Raw genomic sequence first — 18,880 nt, 5'->3', positions numbered from 1 at the left:
GGCTGGCGATCAGGCCGCGTACGTCAGAACAGGAAGTACCTCTGCGCCAAGGGCAACTCCTTCGCCGGCTCGCAGGTCAGCAGCTGCCCATCCGCCCGCACCTCATAGGTCTGCGCATCGATCTCCATCCGCGGCAGATAGGCATTGCGGACCATGTCGCGCTTGGTGACCGAGCGATTGCCCCGCACCGTCGCCACCGTCTTCTTCAGCCCATAACTGTCAGCCTGAGCGGCGCCGGCCAGCGACATGAAGGTCAATGATCCCGCCTGCAGCGCGCCGCCGAAGGCGCCGAACATCGGCCGGTAGTGCACCGGCTGCGGCGTCGGGATCGATGCGTTGGCGTCGCCCATCAGCGAGGCGGCGATGAAGCCGCCCTTGAGGATCAGGCTGGGCTTGACGCCGAAGAAGGCCGGGCGCCAGAAGACCAGGTCCGCCCACTTGCCCACCTCCACCGAGCCGAGCTCGTGGGCCGTGCCGTGCGACAGCGCCGGGTTGATCGTCAGCTTGGCGATGTAGCGCTTGACGCGTTCGTTGTCGTTGCGCGCGGTGTCGCCTTCCAGCGAGCCGCGCTGCAGCTTCATCTTGTGGGCCGTCTGCCAGCAGCGCATCACCATCTCGCCGACCCGGCCCATCGCCTGGCTGTCGGACGAGAACATCGAGATCGCGCCGAGGTCGTGCAGCACGTCCTCGGCGGCGATGGTCTCGCGGCGGATGCGGCTCTCGGCGAAGGCCAGGTCCTCGGCCACGCTCGCATCGAGGTGGTGGCAGACCATCAGCATGTCCAGGTGCTCGTCCACCGTGTTGACGGTGTAGGGCATCGTCGGGTTGGTGGAGGAGGGCAGGAAGTTCGCCTCGCCGACCACGCGCATGATGTCCGGCGCATGGCCGCCGCCCGCGCCCTCGGTGTGGAAGGCGCACAGCGTGCGGCCTTTCGTCGCGGCGATCGTGTCCTCGACAAAGCCGCTCTCGTTGAGCGTGTCGCTGTGGATGCTGACCTGCGTGTCGGTGCGCTCGGCCACCTGCAGGCACATGTCGATGGCCGAGGGCGTCGTGCCCCAGTCCTCGTGCAGTTTCAGGCCGACGGCGCCGGCCTCGATCTGCTGCATGCCCGCCTCGGGGCGGCTCGCGTTGCCCTTGCCGAGGAAGCCCAGGTTCATCGGGAAGGCGTCGGCCGCCTGCAGCATGCGCTTGATGTTCTCGGGCCCCGGCGTGCAGGTGGTGGCCAGCGTGCCGGTGGCCGGGCCGGTGCCGCCGCCCATCATCGTGGTGACGCCGCTCATCATCGCTTCCTCGATCTGCTGGGGGCAGATGAAGTGGATGTGGGTGTCGATCGCGCCGGCAGTGACGATCATGCCCTCGGCCGCGATGATCTCGGTGCCGGGGCCGATGACGATGTCCACGCCCGGCTGCACGTCCGGGTTGCCGGCCTTGCCGATGGCGGCGATGCGGGTGCCGCGCAGGCCGATGTCGGCCTTCACGATGCCCCAGTGGTCGATGATCAGCGCGTTGGTGATCACGCAGTCCATCGCGTCACCGGGCCCGGGGCCGTTGGGCCGCTGGCTCTGGCCCATGCCGTCGCGGATGGTCTTGCCGCCGCCGAACTTGACTTCCTCGCCGTAGCCGCCGGCCTTGAGGGTCAGGTCTTGCTCGACCTCGATCACCAGCGCGGTGTCGGCCAGGCGCAGCCGGTCGCCGACGGTGGGGCCGAACATCTCGGCATAGGCGCGTCTTCCGAAGGTCGCCATTCAGAGTTTTCCTTGCACTTGTCCGCGGAAGCCCCAGACCTCGCGGTCGCCGGCGTAGTCGACCAGCTCGACCGTGCGCTGCTGCCCCGGCTCGAAGCGCACCGCCAGGCTGGAGGCGATGTTCAGCCGCATGCCGCGGGCGGCGGCGCGGTCGAAGCTGAGCGCCGCGTTGGTCTCGGCGAAGTGGTAGTGGGAGCCGACCTGGATCGGGCGGTCGCCGGTGTTCTCGACGACGACGGTGAGCGTGCGGCGGCCGGGGTTGAGCTGATGGACGGCGGTCTCGTCGTCGATCAGCAGTTCGCCCGGGATCATGCGAGCAGGCCCAGGCCGATCAGCGCGATGGCGGCGCCGGCGACGCGCGGCAGCCAGTCCGCGTAGCGGCGCATCTGCAAGCCGAGGCCGATGCCGAGGACGTGCAGCGCGGCGGTGCCGGCGACCATCCCCGCCAGCGCCGCGTAACCCGCCAACTCGACGCCATGCGCCGCCCCATGGAACAGCGCGAAGCCGCCCATCACCAGCCCGCCCAGCGGCAGCTGCCGCGGCGCCAGCAGCAGGGCGCCGGCGGCCAGCAGCGAGCCGGCGATCATCGTCTCGACGGCCGGGAAGGCCACGCCGGCTCGGGCGAGCAGCGCGCCCGCCAGCAGCATCGCCACGAACATCAGCGGCGCCGCCCAGCGGCGCTGCACCGAGCCGGCGCTCCAGATGCCGACGGCCAGCATCGCGGCCAGGTGGTCGATGCCGGTGAAGGGGTGGATGAGCCCGTCGGTGAACCCGTGATGGTGCGCGGCACCGTCGGCGCCGACATGGGCGAAGGCCGGTGCGGCACAGAGGGTCAGGGCGATCAGCAGCGTGTTTTTCTTCATCTTGGTGCGTCCTCGTATCTCATGCAATCGGTTGGTGCACGGTCACCAGCTTGGTGCCGTCGGGGAAGGTGGCCTCCACCTGGATCTCCGGGATCATTTCGGCGATGCCGTCCATCACATCGGCCTTCGTGAGCACCGTCTTGCCCTCGCTCATCAGCGCGGCCACGCTCTTGCCGTCGCGGGCGCCTTCCATGATGGCGGCGCTGATCAGCGCCACCGCCTCGGGGTAGTTGAGCTTCAGGCCGCGGGCCTTGCGGCGTTCGGCCAGCAGGGCGGCGGTGAAGATGAGGAGCTTGTCTTTCTCTCTTGGCGTCAGGTCCATGGCAGCGGAAGCCAGCACGTTCAATGCCAGCGGCACGGGTCTTGATAGAAAGGCAGCATGCCGTCCCCGCCAGCCCCGGTCCATGCTCCAGAACCCGTCCAGCGCGTCATCAAGATCCGCCGGGACTACAACGCCTGGGTCGCCTCCGAGACGCTGGAGGACTACGCGCTGCGCTTCACGCCCCATGCGTCGCGCCGCTGGTCGGCCCGGCAGGTGGCGAACACGGCCTTCGGCGCCTCGTCCTTCCTGGTGCTGGAGGCGGTGGGGGCGACGCTGCTGGTGGAGTACGGCTTCGTCAACGCCTTCTGGGCGATCCTCGCCACCGGGCTGGTCATCCTGCTGGCCGGCTGGCCGATCTCGGTCTATGCGGCGCGTCACGGCGTGGACATGGACCTGCTGACCCGCGGCGCCGGCTTCGGCTATATCGGCTCCACACTGACGAGCCTGATCTACGCCAGCTTCACCTTCATCTTCTTCGCGCTGGAGGCGGCGATCATGGCCTACGCGCTGGATCTCGCCTTCGACATCCCGCCGGCCTGGGGCTACCTGCTCTGCGCGCTGGTGGTGCTGCCGCTGGTGACCCATGGCGTCACCGCCATCGCCAAGCTGCAGGCCTGGACCCAGCCGCTGTGGCTGGCGATGCTGGTGTTGCCCTACTGCTTCGTGTTCAGCCGCTATCCGGACCTGCTCGCTCAAGTAGGCAGCTATGCCGGCATCCACGGCACCGGGGGAGCCTTCAAGCTGCCGCTGTTCGGCGCGGCCATGACGGTGGGCATCGCGCTGATCACCCAGATGGGCGAGCAGGCCGACTACCTGCGCTTCATGCCCGAGCCGCAGCCGGGCCGCAAGTGGCGCTGGCGGGCGGCGGTCTTCGCTGGCGGCCCCGGCTGGGTGATCCCCGGCGTGGCCAAGATGCTGGGCGGCGCGGTGCTGGCCTACCTGGCGATCAGCCTGATGGTGCCCAGCGACCGCGCGGTGGACCCGAACCAGATGTACCTGGTCGCCTTCGACACCGTCTTCAGCCGCCCCGGCTGGGCGGTGGCGGCCACCGCGCTGCTGGTGATCGTGTCGCAGCTGAAGATCAACGTCACCAACGCCTATGCCGGCTCGCTGGCCTGGAGCAACTTCTTCGCGCGGCTGACGCACAGCCACCCGGGCCGCGTGGTCTGGGTCGTGTTCAACACGCTGATCGCGCTGCTTTTGATGGAGATGGAGCTGTTCCAGGCGCTGGACCGGGTGCTGGGCCTGTACGCCAACATCGCCATCGCCTGGATCATGACGGTGGTGGCCGACCTGGTGATCAACAAGCCGCTGGGCCTGTCGCCCAAGGGCATCGAGTTCAAGCGGGCGCACCTGTACGACATCAATCCGGTGGGCGTGGGCTCGATGGCGATTGCGTCGATCCTGAGCGTTACCGCCCACCTGGGCTTCTTCGGCCCGATGGCCCAGGCCTTCTCCGCACTGATCGCGCTGGTGGCGGCCATGATCTGCGCGCCGCTGATCGCCTGGGCGACGAAGGGCCGCTACTACATCGCCAGGCCCACCACGCTGACGCCGGCGAAGCGCTACTGCTGCATCTGCGAGCGCGAGTACGAGGGTGCCGACATGGCCCACTGCCCCGCCTACCAGGGCCCGATCTGCTCGTTGTGCTGCTCGCTGGACGCCCGCTGCGACGACCTCTGCAAGCCCCACGCGCGGCTCGGAGCCCAGGGCCGCGCGCTGCTGCACCAGCTGGTGCCCGAGCGCTTCCTGCCGCTGCTGGAGAACGGCCTGGTGCAGTACCTGGGCCTGATGGCGCTGGTGATGCCGGTGCTGGCGCTGCTGTTCTACACCCGCTCGCTGGTCGTGCTGCTGCTGGCCTCGGGCGTGATCGGCTGGTGGCTGGTGCTGACGCACAAGAGCCGGCAGGTGGCGCAGGAGGAGTCGCGTCGCCAGAGCCAGGCGCTGTTCGCCGAGATCGCCTCGCACAAGGAGACCGACGCGCAGCTGCAGCTCGCCAAGCGCCAGGCCGATGGCGCCAACGAGGCCAAGACCCGCTACATCACGACCATCAGCCACGAGCTGCGCACGCCGCTGAACTCGATCCTCGGCTACGCCCAGATCCTCGACGAGGACGCCCGCATGCCCGAGCACCGGCGCCAGGCGGTCAAGGTGATCCGCCGCGGCGGCGAGCACCTGCTCTCGCTGATCGAGGGCAGCCTGGACCTGGCCCGCATCGAGGCCGGCCGCTTCAAGCTCGAGCCGCAGGCCTGGGCCTTCGCCGAGGCGATGGACGACCTGGCCCGGCTGCTGGGCCCGCAGGCGGCGGCCAAGGGCCTGGCTTTCGAATTCCAGGCTGATGCAGCCCTCCCGCAATGGGTGCGGGCAGACGCCAAACGGGTGCAGCAGATCCTCATCAATATCGTCGGCAATGCGATCAAGTTCACCGCCGAAGGCGGCGTCACGCTGCGCATCCGCCATGCCCGCGACATGGCCCGCTTCGAGATCGAGGACAGCGGCCCGGGCATGGACGCCGCCGAGCTGGCGCGGGTGTTCGAGCCCTTCGAGCGCGGCGCCGCGGCCGGCGGCGCCAGTTCGGGGACGGGCCTGGGCCTGACCATCTCCAGGATGCTGGCCGACCTGATGGGCGGCGAGCTGAAGGTCAGGAGCGAACCGGGGCAGGGCACCTGCTTCGAGCTGAAGCTGTTCCTGCCTACGCTGCACGAGGGCGCCATCGCCCAGCAGCGGCGGCGTGCCGCCCGCATCGGCTTCGAAGGCCAGCCCCGCCGGGTGCTGGTGATCGACAACGAGGAGGCCGACCGGCAGCTGCTGCGCGCGGTGCTGGAGCCGCTCGGTTTCGACGTCATGACGGCCGCCAGCGGCGCCGAGGCGCTGGCCCTGATCCCCGGCTGGCCGCCCGAGGCCATCCTGCTGGACCTGGCCATGCCCGGCCTGGACGGCTGGCAGACGCTGGCCGCGATCCGCCGCCAGGGCCTGTCGGATGCGCCGGCTGCCATCGTCTCGGCCAACGCCTTCGACCGCGGGCTGGAGAACGAGCTGGGCATCACGCCGGGCGATTTCATCGTCAAGCCGGTGCGGGTGGACGAGCTGCTGGACTGGCTGGGCCGCGCGTTGGCGCTGCAGTGGCGCTTGCGGGAGGCGGCGCCGGCGGCTGTAGCGGCGGTTGCGGCGGTTGCGGCGCCGGCCACGCCCACCGCCTCCCGCGAGCACCTGCAGGCGCTGCTGCAGCTGGTCCAGCGCGGCCACGTCAAGGGCATCCACCGGCAGCTCGACCTCATGCTGGCCGAGGATCCGGCAAGCCAGCAATTCGTGACGGAATTGCGGATGCTGGCGCGGGATTTCCAGTTGCAGGCGATGGACGGCCGAGTGGCACGCGCCTTGCAAGCTTTCCCGCATACATGAGCGCGCCGACGATTGAACATCACGAGGAAATAGATGCAGCGCTGCCGGCCTCCCCGCCGGTGGCGAGCCATGGCGAGCGCGTGCTGATCGTCGACGACGTGCCCGACAACCTCGCCCTGCTGCACGACTCGCTGGACGAGGCCGGCTACACGGTGATGGTGGCCACCGGCGGCGAGGCCGCGCTGCGCATCGCCGCCGAGATCCATCCGGACGTGGTCGTGCTCGACGCGATGATGCCGGTCATCGACGGCTTCGAGGTGGCCCGCCGCCTGAAGGCCGACCCGGCCACCGCCTCGGCCCCGATCATCTTCATGACCGGCCTGTCCGAGACCGAACACATCGAGGCCGCCTACGCCGCCGGCGGCGTCGACTACGTCACCAAGCCGATCCGCCCACGCGAGGTGCTGGCGCGCATCGCCGCCCACCTGCGCGGCGCCCGCGCCCAGCGCCAGGCGCGCAATGCGCTGGACGCCTTCGGCCACGCCAGCATGGCGGTGCACGAGGCCGACGGCCGCTGCGTCTGGCAGACCGCGCTGGCCCGCTCGCTGATGGCCGACTACTTCACCGGCGGCCACTTCGAGCGCGGCCGCCTGCCGCCGGAGATGATGCTGTGGCTGCACCGCGAGGCGCTGCGCCGCCGCGCCGGCGCCGAGCCGGCGGGCCTGACCGTGCTGCCGCAGCCGCGCGCCGGCGAGACCATCGAACCCGGTGCCAAGGTGGCCCGCGCCGCCAAGCGCCTGTCCTTCACACTGCATGCGGTGGACCCGGACGCGCTGGGCGAGGGCCAGTGGCTGATCGTGATGCGCGAGGCCGACGACGCGGCGCTGCTGGACGGCCTGATCCACGGCTTCAAGCTCACCGGCCGCGAGGCCGAGGTGCTCTACTGGGTCGTCAAGGGCAAGACCAACGCCGACATCGGCGAGATCCTCGGCAGCAGCCCCCGCACGGTGCAGAAGCACCTGGAGCATGTGTTCGAGAAGCTGGGCGTGGAGACGCGGACCGCCGCCGCCGCGATGGCGATGGGCAAGGTGCGCGGCCTCGAGGCGGGCCGCTGACTTGTTTGCTGACAAGTCGCAGTTGGTAAAGCCCTAGCTTGTCAATTGAACGGCCATCGGGCCGCCGCTAAGTTGGGGGCATGTCCGCCCGCCCCACTGCCCTGCTCATCGGCCTGAACCCCGACCTCATCGAGGACGGCGCCTCCGACTTCGCCGCCTTCAGCGGCGACAAGATCATCCAGCGCTGGGCCGCGCTGGCCGCCGACGAGGCAGCCTTCGCCGCCGCCGGCTACGACTGCGAACTGGGCCTGGTGGACTACGGCGAGACGGCCGAGGCCGTCACCGCCGCGCGGCTGCAGGCCCGCGCCTTCGACTGCGTGCTGATCGGCGCGGGCCTGCGCTTGCAGGAGCGCCACGCCCTGCTGTTCGAGCGCCTGCTCCATGTCGTGCGCGAGCACGCGCCGCAGGCGGCGATCCGGTTCGGCGCCGGCGGGGCCTGAGCGATCGTTCAGGCCAGCCGGGCGAGCAGCCAGCGGTTCAGGTCTTCGATCTCCTCCGCGCAGACCGAGTGCGGCATCGGGTACTCATGCCACTCGACCGCATAGCCCAGCGCCTGCAGCGCATCGCGCGAGGCCGCGGCGCGGGCCACCGGCACGACCGGGTCCATGCGGCCGTGGGCCATGAAGATCGGCGTGGCGGCGTTGGCGGCGTGGCGCTCGGCGGTGGTGGTGTCGGCCAGCGGCAGGTAGCCCGACAGGCCCACCAGGCCGGCCAGGCGCTGCGGGTGGCGCAGGCCGGTCATCAGCGTCATCGCGCAGCCCTGGGAGAAGCCCATCAGCACGATGCGCTCCGGCGCGATGCCGCGCTGCACTTCGCGCTCGATCAGCGCCTCGATCTGCTGCTGCGATTCGCGCAGGCCGGTCTCGTCCTCGCGGCGCACCAGGTCGGCGCCGAGGATGTCGTACCAGGCGCGCATGCGGTAGCCGCCGTTGATCGTCACCGCGCGCTCGGGTGCATGCGGGAAGACATAACGTACCGGGCCGACGGCATCGAGCTGCAGTTCGTTGCAGATCGGCACGAAGTCGTTGCCGTCGGCGCCGAGGCCGTGCAGCACGATGATCGTGGCGGTGGGATTGGGCGCGGTTTCGAGTTCGATGGCGTCGAGCGGGTTCATGGTCGGTGGGGCTTGTAGGTGTGGGGAAACAGTTCGAGCAGCAGCGAGTCGGCGTGGGTGCGGCCCACGATGGACCAGCCGCGGTGCAGGTAGAAGTCGACCGCGCGGGTCTCGGCGCCGGTGTCCAGCCACAGGCGCGGCAGGCCCAGCGCGAAGAGCCAGTCGACCATCGTGTCGTGCAGCGGGCCGCCGTAGCCGCGGCCCTGGTGCTCCGGGTGGACGAACAGCGCCCAGATGCGGCCGGCGTTGTCGCCGCCGGTGTCTCCGCAGGCGATGGCGAAGCCGGCGAGGCTGCCGTCCGGCGCGTCGAAGCCCCAGCCGCGGCCGGTGGTCTCCATGCGCTCGATCACTTCTTCGTCGCTGATGCGGCCGGGCACCAGCGTGTTCTCGCGCACGGCGTAGCGCACCCGCCAGATGCCTGGCAGGTCGGCGCGGGTCAGCGGTCTGGGCTGGTGCATGGCGCCATTGTCCGCGAGGCGACAGGCCGCCGCCGCGCCGCACGGCATGATCCCGGCCATGGGAACGCTCTACCTCGTCCGCCACGGCCAGGCCTCCTTCGGCGCGGCTGACTATGACCAGCTCAGCCCGCTGGGCTTCCAGCAGTGCCGCCTGCTGGGCGAATACTGGCGCGCCCGCGGCATGCAGTTCGACGCGGTACTGACCGGCTCGCTGAAGCGCCATGCGCAATCGTTCGCCGGCATCGTCGAGGGCCTGGGTCATGCGCCGGAGCCGTTGGTGTGGCCGGGCCTGAACGAGTACGACAGCCATGCGGTGATCGGCGCGCTCCACCCGGAGCCGCTGCACAAGCCGGCCAATGCCGAGGAGTACCGCCACCACTTCCGCCTGCTGCGCGAGGGCCTGGCGGCCTGGATGCAGGGCCGCACCCAGCCCGTCGGGATGCCGAGTTATGCCGAGTTCTCGGCCGGCGTCGCCTCGGCGCTGGCGCATGTGCTGAAGACGGCCGCCCAGGGCAGCAGGGTGCTGATCGTCAGCAGCGGCGGCCCGATCTCCACCGCGGTAGGGCAGATCCTGCAGACGCCGGCCGAGACGACGATCGAGCTGAACCTGCGCATCCGCAACAGCTCGGTGACCGAGTTCGCCTTCACGCCCAAGCGGCACATGCTGGTCACCTATAACGGCCTGCCGCACCTGGACTTTGCCGAGGGTGCGGCGCTCGTCACCTACTCGTAAGCGAAAATCGGTCGGATGCTGTTCTCCGACCTGATTCCCGCCGCCACCGCCGACAAGCCCGAGGCGCCCGCGCGCTTCCTGCGACTGCTGGAGACGGCGCTGGCCGAGGGGCGCTTCGTCAAGCTGCTGCTGGCCAAGCCGACCGATCCGGACCTGGAGCGGCTGACGGTGCGCCTGGTCGAACTGCGCGGTGAGCCGCAGCTGCAGTTCCTGTGGCGGCACAAGACCCGAGACGTCACCAAGAACCATGCGTTGAAGGACGGCGTCAGCGAGATCGCCGGCCTGCTCGGCGCTCAGTTCCAGAACGCCCATCTGCACACGCCCTCGGAAGAAGTCCAACTGGCCTTCAGCCGCAAGGGCAAGCCGAGCCTGCGGGTGTCCAAGCTTGCTAACGACGAGGCTCAGCAGACTGCTGCCGCCACCGGCCACGACAAGGAAAAGCAGCGCCATCTCGACCTGCACCGGCCGTTCTGGACTGAACTCGGCGTCACCCACGAGCTGCGCGGCGAGCGGCAGCTGGTGCCGGCCATGTCGCGCAAGTGGAAGCAGATCAACAAGTTCATCGAGATATTCGGCGCCGCGCTGAAGAGCTCGGCGCTGGCCGACAGCCCCGACGTGTTCGTGGCCGACTTCGGCTCCGGCAAGGGCTATCTGACCTTCGCCACCCATGACTGGCTGACGACGGTGCAGGGCAAGCGGGCCGAGGTGGTCGGCGTCGAGCTGCGCGAGGACATGGTCAAGCTCTGCAACGAGGCGGCGAAGAAGCACGGCATGACCGGCCTGCGCTTCGACCAGAGCGATGTGCGCCACTACACGCCGGCCCGGCTGGACGTGATGATCGCCCTGCACGCTTGCGACATCGCCACCGACTACGCCATCCACCTGGGCCTGCGCGCCGGCGCGCAGGTCATCATGTGCAGCCCCTGCTGCCACAAGCAGCTGCGCCCGCAGATGACCATGCCCGCGGTGCTCAAGCCGCTGCTGCAGCACGGCATCCACCTGGGCCAGGAGGCCGAGATGGTGACCGACTCGCTGCGCGCGCTGCTGCTGGAAGCGGAGGGCTACGAGACGCAGGTGTTCGAGTTCGTCGCGCTGGAGCACACCAGCAAGAACAAGATGATCCTGGCGGTGAAGAAGAGCGGTGCGGCGCTGGCCGCGGCCGAGAAGAAGAAGCCGGAGCTGCTGGCCCAGATCGCGGCGATCAAGGCCTTCTACGGGATCAGGGAGCAGGCGCTGGAGAGCCTGCTGCTCTGCGCGGCCTGACGAACGCCGCGGCGTCGTCTCGGCGCCACCACCTACGCCGATCTGCGTATTCCCGGTTCGCGGGGGCGTCCTCAGACTGAGTCCAGTTGTTCACCGACCGACTGACTCAATCAAATCCGCTGAGGAGCCCCCGTATGTCCAAGATTTCCCGCCGTACCCTGGTCGCCCTGTCCGTCGGCCTGGCGACGGCTGGCCTGCCCGCCTTCGCGGCCGACACCATCAAGGTCGGCGTGCTGCACAGCCTCTCCGGCACGATGGCCATCTCCGAGACGGTGCTCAAGGACACCGTGCTGATGGCGATCGACGACATCAATGCCAAGGGCGGCGTGCTGGGCAAGAAGCTGGAGCCGGTGGTCGTGGACCCGGCGTCCAACTGGCCGCTGTTCGCCGAGAAGGCCAAGCAGCTGATCACGCAGGACAAGGTGGCCGTGGTGTTCGGCTGCTGGACCTCGGTGAGCCGCAAGTCGGTGCTGCCGGTGTTCGAGGAAACCAACTCGCTGCTGTTCTACCCGGTGCAGTACGAAGGCGAGGAGCTCAGCAAGAACGTCTTCTACACCGGCGCCGCGCCGAACCAGCAGGCCATCCCCGCCGTCGAGTACCTGATGAGCAAGGACGGCGGCTCGGCCAAGCGCTTCGTGCTGCTGGGCACCGACTACGTCTACCCGCGCACCACCAACAAGATCCTGCGCGCCTTCCTGCACAGCAAGGGCGTGAAGGACGAGGACATCATGGAGGAGTACACGCCCTTCGGCCACTCCGACTATCAAAGCATCATCGCCAAGATCAAGAAGTTCTCGTCCGAGGGCAAGAAGACCGCGGTGGTCTCCACGATCAACGGCGACTCCAACGTGCCCTTCTACAAGGAACTCGGCAACCAGGGTCTGAAGGCGACCGACGTGCCGGTCGTGGCCTTCTCGGTCGGTGAAGAAGAGCTGCGTGGCGTGGACGCCAAGCCGCTGGTGGGCCATCTGGCGGCATGGAACTACTTCATGTCGATCAAGAACCCGACCAACGCCGCCTTCATCAAGCAGTGGAGCGACTACGCCAAGGCCAAGGGCATCCCCGGCCACAAGGACAAGCCGCTGACCAACGACCCGATGGAAGCCACCTGGATCGGCATCCACATGTGGGCGCAGGCGGTCGAGAAGGCCAAGAGCACCGACACCGACAAGGTGATCGCCGCGATGGCCGGCCAGACCTACAAGGCCCCGGGTGGCTTCACCTCCACGATGGACCCGAAGAACCACCACCTGCACAAGCCGGTCTTCATCGGCGAAGTGAAGGCGGACGGGCAGTTCAACGTGGTGTGGAAGACGCCGGGCCCGGTGAAGGCTCAACCGTGGAGCCCGTTCATTCCTGAGAACAAGGGGAAGAAGGACGAGCCGGTGGCGAAGTAAGGCGGTAGCGAGCCGTTCGTCCTGAGCCTGTCGAAGGACGGGCTGAGCTTGTCGAAGCCCTTCGACAAGCTCAGGGCGAACGGTGTTTCCTGGGCGATGACTCGACCCCCATGATTTTCAAACGCCAGTTCTTCGCCGTCCTTGCCTGGCTGCTGATCTTTTGCAGCCACGCGCAAGCCCTGACCCCCACCCAGGCCCGCGCCATCGCCGCCGGCGAGACGGACGACCGCATCGCCGCGCTCAATGCCGCGGCCGCTGCGGGCGAGCCGGGCCTGGCGCCCTTCGTCCAGGCGATGCTGGACGACGGCGTCAAGCTGACGCCGGCGCAGGTGCTGGTCATCGACGGGGAGAACGTCAAGGACGCCGCCACCGGCAAGCCGGCCCAGTTGCCCGAAGACGCCGAGGACGTCGTCAACAACAACCGCATGCGCGGCGCGCTGCAGCAGGCGCTGGCTGCGCTGAAGCTGCTCTCGCCCGATGTGACGCTGCGCCGCGAGGCGGTGGCCGCGCTATCCAAGGAGCCGCTGGAAGAAGCGCAGCTCCCGCTGCTGGAAAAGGCCATCGCCGCCGAGACCGACGCCGCGCTGAAGGACAAGCTGACCACGCTGCGCGCCGGCCTCTTCGTCGCCTCGCCCGACAAGGCCAAACGCCTCGCCGCCGCGCAGCAGCTCTCCGAAGCCAGCGACGCCAGCGTCAAGAGCCTCCTGATCGACCGCCTCGCCGTCGAGCCCGACGCCGAGGTGAAAGCCGCGCTGACCCAGGCGCTCGGCGCCATCGAGCGCCACCTCGCCTGGGGCGAGCGCCTGGGCCTCGTGTTCACCGGCATCAGCCTCGGTTCCATCCTGCTGCTGGTGGCGCTGGGCCTGGCCATCACCTACGGCCTGATGGGCGTGATCAACATGGCCCACGGCGAGCTGATGATGATCGGCGCCTACGCCACCTACGTGGTGCAGAACCTGTTCCGCACCTACCTGCCGGGCGCCTTCGACTGGTATGTCGTGGCCGCGATCCCGGCTTCCTTCCTCGCCTCCGCCCTGGTCGGCGCGATCCTCGAGCGCAGCGTGATCCGCTGGCTCTACGGCCGGCCGCTGGAAACGCTGCTGGCGACCTGGGGCATCTCGCTGGTGCTGATGCAGGGCGTGCGCTCGCTGTTCGGCGCGCAGAACGTGCCGGTGGAGAACCCGGCCTGGCTGTCCGGCGGCGTGGCCGCGATGAGCAACCTGACGCTGCCCTTCAACCGCATCGCCATCATCGCCTTCGCCTTCCTGGTGCTGGGCGGCGTGGCCGCGATGATTGCAAAGACGCGGCTCGGCCTGTTCGTCCGCGGCGTCACGCAGAACCGCCGCATGGCCGCCTGCATGGGCGTCAACACCGCCCGCATCGACACCTATGCCTTCGCCCTGGGCGCCGGCATCGCTGGCCTGGCCGGCTGCGCGCTGAGCCAGGTGGGCAACGTCGGCCCGGACCTGGGCCAGAGCTATATCGTCGACTCCTTCATGGTGGTCGTGCTCGGCGGCGTCGGCCAACTGGCCGGCACGGTGATCGCGGCGCTGGGCCTGGGCGTGCTGAACAAGCTGCTGGAAGGCGTGGCCGGCGCGGTGCTGGCCAAGATCATGGTGCTGGTCTTCATCGTCGTCTTCATCCAGAAGCGGCCGCAGGGACTCTTTGCAATGAAAGGCCGGAGTGCCGAGGCATGAGCGACATGACGACCAATCCTCCCACCACCTCTTCGCCGGCCTTGCTGCCGCAGCGGCCCCGCCTGCTCTCGCCGCGCGGCTGGCTCGCGGTGCTGACGGCGATCCTCGTCGTCGCCGTCCTCGTGCCGGTGCTGAACCTGCTGGTGCCCGCGGGCAATCCGCTGCACCTGAGCGACTACCTCGTCGGCCTGGTCGGCAAGATCATGTGCTACGCGATCTGCGCACTGGCGATGGACCTGATCTGGGGCTACACCGGCATCCTCTCGCTGGGCCACGGCCTGTTCTTCGCGCTCGGCGGCTACGCGATGGGCATGTACCTGATGCGCCAGATCGGCCGCGACGGCAACTACCAGAGCGACCTGCCGGACTTCATGGTCTTTCTCGACTGGAAGACACTGCCCTGGCACTGGGCGCTGAGCGATTCGTTCTGGTTCCAGATGGCGATGGTGCTGGTGATGCCGGGCCTGCTGGCCTATGTGTTCGGCTTCTTCGCCTTCCGCTCGCGCATCAAGGGCGTGTACTTCTCGATCATCACGCAGGCGCTGACCTATGCGGCGATGCTGCTGTTCTTCCGCAACGAGACCGGCTTCGGCGGCAACAACGGCTTCACCGACTTCAAGCGCATCCTGGGCATCTCGGCCACCGCGCCCAGCACGCGGATGACGCTGTTCGTCATCACCGGCCTGGTGCTGGTGGGCTTCTACCTGATGGCCAAGTGGATCGTGGCCAGCAAGTTCGGCCGCGTGCTGCAGGCGATCCGCGATGCCGAGAGCCGCGTGATGTTCACCGGCTACGACCCGCTGGCCTACAAGCTCGGCATCTGGGTGCTGAGTGCGCTGATGTGCGGCGTGGCCGGCGCGCTCTACGTGCCGCAGGTGGGCATCATCAACCCCGGCGAGATGAGCCCGGCCGCGTCCATCGAGATCGCGATCTGGGCGGCGGTGGGCGGCCGCGCCACGCTGATCGGGCCGATCGTCGGCGCCTTCTTCGTCAACGGCGCCAAGAGCTGGTTCACGCAGGTCTTCCCCGAGTTCTGGCTGTACTTCCTGGGCGCGCTGTTCATCGCGGTCACGCTGTTCCTGCCGGACGGGATCGTCGGCCTGTTCAAGAGCAAGAAGGGTGAGAAGCAGTCATGACGCCTGAGTTGATGGAGCAGGGCGCCGAGGCGCTCCAACACCACGCCGAGATCGAAGCCGCGCAGAAGGACAGCTCGGGCGGCAGCGCGTCCTTCGGCCGCCTGGTGCACGGCCTGACGCCGGACTTCACGACCGGCGTGGCGCTGTACGTCGACGACGTAACGGTCAGCTTTGACGGCTTCAAGGCGCTGAACCGGCTGAGCCTGATGATCAAGGTCGGCGAGCTGCGCTGCATCATCGGCCCCAACGGCGCGGGCAAGACCACGATGATGGACTGCATCACCGGCAAGACCCGCCCCGATGCCGGCACGGTCAGCTTCGGCCAGAACATCGACCTGCTGCGCCTGCGCGAGAACGAGATCGCCGCCGTGGGCATCGGCCGCAAGTTCCAGAAGCCGACCGTGTTCGAGCAGCTCAGCGTGTTCGAGAACCTGGAGCTGGCGCTGAAGGCCGACAAGCGCGCCCGCACGAGTCTCTTCTCGCGCCTCTCCGGCACGCAGCTGGATCGCATCGCCGAGGTGCTGACGCTGATCCACCTGCTGCCCTCCGCGCAGCGCCAGGCGGGCCTGCTGTCGCACGGCCAGAAGCAGTGGCTGGAGATCGGCATGCTGCTGATGCAGGACCCGAAGCTGCTGCTGCTGGACGAGCCGGTGGCCGGCATGACCGACGAGGAGACCGAGCGCACCGCGGAGCTGTTCCTGTCATTGGAGGGCCAGCACTCGCTGGTGGTCGTCGAGCACGACATGCATTTCGTCGACCAGCTGACCGAGGGAAAGAAGACGGTCACGGTGCTGCATGAGGGCTCGGTGCTCGCGGAAGGGCTGCTGTCCGATGTGCAGTCCAACGAGCGCGTGGTCGAGGTCTACCTGGGACGCTGAACACATGTTGAAAGCTCAAGACATCCAGCAGTTCTACGGCGGCTCCCACATCCTCCGCGGCGTCAGCTTCGAGGCGGCGCTGGGCGAGATCACCGTCGTCCTCGGCCGCAACGGCGTCGGCAAGACCACGCTCTTGAAGAGCCTGATGGGCGTGGTGCCGATCAAGAGTGGAGACCTGACCCTCGACGGCGGCGCCATCAACAAGGACACGCCCTACGAGCGCGTGCGCAAGGGCATTGGCTACGTGCCGCAGGGCCGCGAGATCTTCGGCCGGCTCACCGTCGAGGACAACCTGCAGATGGGCCTGGCCTACAAGCCCGCCGGCACCAAGATCCCGCCGCAGCTGTTCGAGCTGTTCCCGGTGCTGAAGACCATGCTGCACCGGCGCGGCGGCGACCTCTCCGGCGGCCAGCAGCAGCAGCTCGCCATCGCCCGCGCGCTCGCCGCCGGCCCCAAGCTGCTGATCCTGGACGAGCCCACCGAGGGCATCCAGCCCAGCATCATCAAGGACATCGGCCGCGTGCTGCGCCAGCTCGCCGACGAGGGCCTGGAAATGCCCGGCGGCCCGCGCCAGCGCATGGCCATCATCCTGGTCGAGCAGTACTACGACTTCGCCGAGGAACTGGCCGACCAGTACCTGGTGATGGAACGCGGCCAGGTGATCGCGCGCGGGCGTGGCAGCGAGATGAAGGAGAAGGGCATCAAGGAGATGATCTCGGTGTGAGGCCCGCGTCGGTGCCGCAGTCCTCGACGGCGCCGGAGATCCAGTCGATGCGGCAGTTGAGCTTCCCGCCGCTGTCCTTGTCCTTGCGCTGGTACTGGCAGAGCCCGGTCGTGTCGGCCTTGTTGTCCCCGCGGTGCTCGACGAAGTCGTCCCTGTCCTCGGCGAGCATCCTGCGCGCCATCGCCGGCGTGAAGCCGAAGGCCGCCGTTTCGCCGCTGCGGGCCACGCGCGCCGCCAGGTTGCAGGACATCAGCGCGATCGAGTGCAGCTCCGTCGCCTCGTACACGACGCCGAAGCGCCCGGTGGTACCGGTGGCCTGTCGGGTGGACGGGAAGTCGAGATAGATGTTCGTGCGGTTGGAGCGCCTGACGGCCGAGTTGGCGGCATTGCTCACCAGGCGCACCAGGCTCAGCCATTCCCCGTCCTGCGTGACCCGGATCACCTGCGGGTCCTGGACCTGCATGATCGGCTTGCCGGGTTGGGGAGCGCGGTAGGCGGCGCGCAACGCCGTCCAGCCGGTGGCCGGCGAGGTGTTGAACACATAGGCGGCCGTGATGTCCCGGTTCATGTAGGCCGCATGCTGGGCCAGGCCGCCGCCCAGCGAATGCCCGGTGGCGTAGACCGGAAAGTGGCGCCGCTCGTCGCCCTTGCCGAGCAGATCGTCCAGCAGGCCGGGCAGCCGGGTCGTCACCAGGTCGTACTGCGGCGCGTGCGCGCCGAAGGCTCCGGCGACATTGCTCCACCAGTCTTCGGTCAGCTGGTCGGAGGAGTTCTCGGTGCCGCGGAAGGCGATCACTGCCATCAGGATCTTCTGCTCGGGCGGGGCTGCCTCGTCCACGTAGACATAGGTCTCGTAGAACAGGCCGTCCGAGGCCGTGCATCCGGCCCCGTCCTGCTTCCAGCGCTGCCAATGGCGGCGCGGCACGCTTCCCTGGGGCCGGCTTTCAGCCTCCGCCCGGTTCAGCCGCTCGAGCGGATCCCACTCCTGCAGCGCGTGCCGGCAGGCGCTGGGCTTGTCGCTGCGCTCCCTGACGTCCGCGAAGCGGTGATAGGCGAGGTTGGACAGCACCGCCATCCAGGCGACCTGGCTGACCAGTTCCTGGGCCGAACTGAGCTGGCCCAGTTCGGAGGCGGTCAGGACGGTCGGCGTGCTTTGCCACCACGGGTCGCGGCGGCGCTGGCCGGGCAGGCCCGAGCCGGTGGCCAGGCGGGTCGTGGGCTCGACCATGGCGAGGTAGCAGTCCGCGGACTCGCTGCCGGCGCCGCGATGGTCATGCGGGGAGGCCTGGCCCTGCCGGCAGGCGGCCAGCGCGGCGCGGGTGTCGGCAGCCTGCTCCTCCCGATAGAGCCGCGCCTCGTGGAAGGTGGCCAGGCTGCTGGCACAGCCCGCCAGCAGGCTGGCGCATGCGGCCAGCAGCAGCGCTGCGGCCCGGTGGCCTGTCGGCGTCGTGTCCATCTCCTGCCCTCGTCTCTGTTTCGACTTGAATTTGGCCCAGCGTCACATGCCTGCGGGCGCCCGGCCATCCGCGCCAACCCTGCTCGGATCGGGCAATCTTCACTACGGGCTGGACGGGGCCACAATGGCTGCCTGCAGCCTCACTTCCCGGAGCCCCCCGTGCACGCCCGACTGCTCCTCCTGCCAGCCGCTCTTCTCGCCGCCGCCCTGGCCGCCCAGGCGCAGGACGCGCCCTTCACCCGCAAGCCGCTCCCGGCCGGCCACCCCTTCATCGGCAGCTGGCGCGTGCAGGTGCCCGGCACCGACTGCCACGAGATCTACCAGGTCCATGCCGACGGGACGATCGACGTCACCAGCGGCGCGCAGGTCAGCCGCTCGGAGTTCGAGATGCCCGACCGGCCCTCGCCCAAGGGCTTCTACAAGTGGACGGACAAGATCGTCCGCGACAACGGCAAGCCCGATTGCTCCGGCGAGGTGATGAAGCTCGGTGACTTGTCGACCAACTTCATCGTGTTCGACCCCCCGCGCAAGCAGTTCCTGATGTGCGAGGCCGAGAGCCTGGACAGCTGCGTGGGGCCGTTCAAGCGACTGGCCGACGACGGCGCCTGAAGAAGGGCGCTCCCGCGCCAGGTTTCCG

At 68.8% G+C, this 18,880-nt stretch carries 18 protein-coding genes; 11 read left to right on the top strand and 7 right to left on the bottom strand.

Annotated features, from left to right (window positions below):
- Positions 1 to 23: 23 nt before the first annotated feature.
- Genes ureC through ureA form a run of 4 tightly spaced genes read right to left on the bottom strand, consistent with a single transcriptional unit; the run spans position 24 to position 2,930 of the window.
- Positions 24 to 1,745, bottom strand: a complete 1,722-nt coding sequence (ureC, locus tag B0W88_RS01455; protein ID WP_077032864.1) for an urease subunit alpha — start codon at positions 1,743 to 1,745, stop codon at positions 24 to 26.
- Entirely contained in the window at positions 1,746 to 2,057 is a 312-nt protein-coding gene (locus B0W88_RS01450; protein ID WP_077032863.1) for an urease subunit beta, read from the bottom strand. It abuts the gene before it with no gap.
- Positions 2,054 to 2,608, bottom strand: coding sequence for a HupE/UreJ family protein (locus B0W88_RS01445; protein ID WP_077032862.1), 555 nt, complete (start codon positions 2,606 to 2,608; stop codon positions 2,054 to 2,056). The genes B0W88_RS01450 and B0W88_RS01445 overlap by 4 nt, the downstream gene beginning before the upstream one ends.
- Positions 2,609 to 2,627: 19 nt before the next feature.
- Complete coding sequence (ureA, locus tag B0W88_RS01440; protein ID WP_077032861.1) at positions 2,628 to 2,930, bottom strand: urease subunit gamma; 303 nt, start codon at positions 2,928 to 2,930, stop codon at positions 2,628 to 2,630.
- A gap of 57 nt (positions 2,931 to 2,987) precedes the next feature.
- On the opposite strand from ureA, the gene B0W88_RS01435 reads away from it, so the two are divergent.
- From B0W88_RS01435 to B0W88_RS01425, 3 genes are all read left to right on the top strand, one after another.
- Complete coding sequence (locus B0W88_RS01435; RefSeq protein WP_077032860.1) at positions 2,988 to 6,332, top strand: ATP-binding protein; 3,345 nt, start codon at positions 2,988 to 2,990, stop codon at positions 6,330 to 6,332.
- Positions 6,329 to 7,387, top strand: coding sequence for a response regulator (locus tag B0W88_RS01430; RefSeq protein WP_083748492.1), 1,059 nt, complete (start codon positions 6,329 to 6,331; stop codon positions 7,385 to 7,387). The genes B0W88_RS01435 and B0W88_RS01430 overlap by 4 nt, the downstream gene beginning before the upstream one ends.
- Positions 7,388 to 7,467: 80 nt before the next feature.
- On the top strand, positions 7,468 to 7,827 hold the full coding sequence (locus tag B0W88_RS01425) for a hypothetical protein (RefSeq protein WP_077032859.1): 360 nt from the start codon (positions 7,468 to 7,470) through the stop codon (positions 7,825 to 7,827).
- 8 nt (positions 7,828 to 7,835) lie between these two features.
- On the opposite strand, the gene B0W88_RS01420 is transcribed toward B0W88_RS01425, so the two are convergent.
- Together B0W88_RS01420 and B0W88_RS01415 are read right to left on the bottom strand one after the other, a co-directional pair.
- Entirely contained in the window at positions 7,836 to 8,501 is a 666-nt protein-coding gene (locus tag B0W88_RS01420; RefSeq protein ID WP_077032858.1) for an alpha/beta hydrolase, read from the bottom strand.
- Positions 8,498 to 8,959: a GNAT family N-acetyltransferase gene (locus B0W88_RS01415; RefSeq protein WP_158080771.1), complete on the bottom strand. Its 462-nt coding sequence runs from the start codon at positions 8,957 to 8,959 to the stop codon at positions 8,498 to 8,500. The genes B0W88_RS01420 and B0W88_RS01415 overlap by 4 nt, the downstream gene beginning before the upstream one ends.
- Before the next feature lie 58 nt (positions 8,960 to 9,017).
- On the opposite strand from B0W88_RS01415, the gene B0W88_RS01410 reads away from it, so the two are divergent.
- The 7 genes from B0W88_RS01410 to urtE all read left to right on the top strand — a co-directional run bounded on the left by B0W88_RS01410 (position 9,018) and on the right by urtE (position 16,787).
- The gene (locus B0W88_RS01410) at positions 9,018 to 9,692 is read left to right on the top strand and encodes a histidine phosphatase family protein (protein ID WP_077032857.1); all 675 of its coding nucleotides are present in this window, start codon (positions 9,018 to 9,020) and stop codon (positions 9,690 to 9,692) included.
- A 15-nt stretch (positions 9,693 to 9,707) separates the two neighbouring features.
- On the top strand, positions 9,708 to 10,955 hold the full coding sequence (locus B0W88_RS01405) for an SAM-dependent methyltransferase (RefSeq protein ID WP_077032856.1): 1,248 nt from the start codon (positions 9,708 to 9,710) through the stop codon (positions 10,953 to 10,955).
- Between the two features lie 134 nt (positions 10,956 to 11,089).
- Positions 11,090 to 12,352 (top strand): urea ABC transporter substrate-binding protein, encoded by a 1,263-nt coding sequence (gene urtA / locus B0W88_RS01400; protein WP_198937737.1) that lies wholly within the window; start codon positions 11,090 to 11,092, stop codon positions 12,350 to 12,352.
- 110 nt (positions 12,353 to 12,462) lie between these two features.
- On the top strand, positions 12,463 to 14,049 hold the full coding sequence (gene urtB, locus B0W88_RS01395) for an urea ABC transporter permease subunit UrtB (RefSeq protein ID WP_077032855.1): 1,587 nt from the start codon (positions 12,463 to 12,465) through the stop codon (positions 14,047 to 14,049).
- A 5-nt stretch (positions 14,050 to 14,054) separates the two neighbouring features.
- Positions 14,055 to 15,185 (top strand): urea ABC transporter permease subunit UrtC, encoded by a 1,131-nt coding sequence (urtC, locus tag B0W88_RS01390; protein WP_077032879.1) that lies wholly within the window; start codon positions 14,055 to 14,057, stop codon positions 15,183 to 15,185.
- Complete coding sequence (gene urtD / locus B0W88_RS01385; protein ID WP_077032854.1) at positions 15,182 to 16,063, top strand: urea ABC transporter ATP-binding protein UrtD; 882 nt, start codon at positions 15,182 to 15,184, stop codon at positions 16,061 to 16,063. Before urtC ends, urtD begins: the two co-directional genes overlap by 4 nt.
- 4 nt (positions 16,064 to 16,067) lie before the next feature.
- Positions 16,068 to 16,787 carry an urea ABC transporter ATP-binding subunit UrtE gene (gene urtE, locus B0W88_RS01380; RefSeq protein WP_077032853.1) on the top strand — a complete coding sequence of 240 codons (720 nt, stop codon included), beginning with the start codon at positions 16,068 to 16,070 and terminating at the stop codon, positions 16,785 to 16,787.
- On the opposite strand, the gene B0W88_RS01375 is transcribed toward urtE, so the two are convergent.
- Positions 16,765 to 18,243: a DUF6792 domain-containing protein gene (locus B0W88_RS01375; protein ID WP_077032852.1), complete on the bottom strand. Its 1,479-nt coding sequence runs from the start codon at positions 18,241 to 18,243 to the stop codon at positions 16,765 to 16,767. The two genes, urtE and B0W88_RS01375, sit on opposite strands and share 23 nt — an antisense overlap.
- Positions 18,244 to 18,402: 159 nt before the next feature.
- Between B0W88_RS01375 and B0W88_RS01370 the strand changes: the two genes are divergently transcribed.
- Positions 18,403 to 18,852: a hypothetical protein gene (locus B0W88_RS01370; RefSeq protein WP_077032851.1), complete on the top strand. Its 450-nt coding sequence runs from the start codon at positions 18,403 to 18,405 to the stop codon at positions 18,850 to 18,852.
- Positions 18,853 to 18,880: the final 28 nt, after the last annotated feature.

Source organism: Pelomonas sp. KK5 (assembly GCF_001984095.1).
Classification (GTDB): Bacteria; Pseudomonadota; Gammaproteobacteria; order Burkholderiales; family Burkholderiaceae_C; genus KK5.
Note: the sequence above shows the minus strand (reverse complement) of the source record. Positions and strands in the feature narration are given on the sequence as shown.